Below are 911 nucleotides of genomic sequence, written 5' to 3' on the forward strand. Positions count from 1 at the left end.
AAATACTAATAACTAAAACGACGAAAGGCCAGACACTGGAATGGCTGACCTTTCTAAATTAATCAATATGGAGCGTGTGCAAATGATTAATTCTACCCCTATTTATAATAAATTTAAGTACGTATCTGCTGAGTGTGGTTCAGGTAAAACATATCAATTATGTAATATAATCAATAACAGTAATGAAAAATATATTTTAGTACAGAACACTCAAGAGCTTATTAAGCAGACAGCAAATCAAATCAATAATTGCGAGTATATAATTACAGATACAGTACCAAAAGATAAAAGTGTTATTAGTTCAGTTATTAACTTTCTTTCATCTGGAAGTAATAAAACATTACTCATAACAGATAAAACGTTTTTCAAAATCCCTCGTGAATTGTTATCTAACTGGAATGTGTATATTGACGATGTGACTAATTTTCACTCTTTCCAGAATATAAATGAAGGGAGTTCTGAGATAAAAAATGTTATCCGAAATGTTTTAATACATAAAGTACAGCCATTAGATGACAGAAATATGTATATTGCGGCTGAAAGAAACCCAGAAGTACAAGGGGATGTAGTAAGGAACATTTTAAATCAACTTTCAGTATTGAATGATAATGATCTTTTTATAATGAATAATGAGTACTTTATCGATGCGGAAAAGGAACAGCTTAATATTACCGCATGGAAAGATCTCAATAAGTACAAAGACGTATCAATCACCTTTCTCGGAGCTAATTTCGAAAATTCATTGATCTATAAAGGCAATAAAGAACTCTTTGAAAGTACTGAACTTGAAGGATTACGGACACGAGAAACAGAACTCAAAGACAGGTTAAAGGTTTATTACTTCTCTAAAAAATTCAAACTATCAAGGACCTGGAAAACTAACAACCCTGATAAAGTACAAAAAATATACT

1 protein-coding gene is annotated in these 911 nt (G+C 30.8%); it reads left to right on the top strand.

From position 1 onward, the window contains the following. Positions 1-82 precede the first annotated feature (82 nt). Positions 83-911 (top strand): DEAD/DEAH box helicase family protein (locus JTI85_RS21495; protein ID WP_370629265.1); only part of this gene is annotated, 829 nt, incomplete at its 3' end.

This window comes from Citrobacter sp. Colony219, assembly GCF_019382635.1.
Taxonomy (GTDB): Bacteria; Pseudomonadota; Gammaproteobacteria; order Enterobacterales; family Enterobacteriaceae; genus Citrobacter; species Citrobacter youngae.